We start from the raw sequence: 439 nt of genomic DNA, 5'->3' as shown, positions 1-439 counted from the left end.
GGTCTGCGTGCGCCCGCTGCCCTCCTGCAGGGCGGGCTTGTAGGTTTCCGGCGTGTTGCAGACCGCAATCAGCGTGCCGTCTGCGTCAAACAGCCCCATTTCCCTGATCCAGAAACCGCCCTCGGTTTCGGGGATGACCTGCTCCGCAATCACCTGGCTGACGTTGGCCGGATCGACGCTCAGCGTGTTGATGGCCGCGCGGCGCTTCTCGCTAATCAGCGCTGTCTGACTGGCGTTGGGGGTCGGCAGCGTGCCGCCCCCGTCGCCCACGGCCATCTGCGTGATGTTCAGTTTTGTGCCGAGCGCGGCGGCGTTGGCAATCTTCGCCGCGCCGAGATTGGTCACTATGGCGTAATATTTCTGGCTCATGGTCTGATTTCCATCATGTCAGTAACGTGAACCGCCGCGCCGCTGTAAAGCCCGCCGCTGACGGAAATGC

The 439-nt window shown here is 63.1% G+C and carries 1 protein-coding gene; it reads right to left on the bottom strand.

All coding sequences use genetic code 11. The features are described 5' to 3' along the window. The coding region (locus AAIE03_RS24190) for a phage tail protein (protein WP_498563304.1) at window positions 1-369 on the bottom strand (369 nt) is incomplete at its 3' end. Window positions 370-439: the final 70 nt, after the last annotated feature.

This window comes from Pantoea sp. Ae19-2 (assembly GCF_059801205.1).
This window is presented reverse-complemented; position numbering and strand designations above follow the sequence as displayed.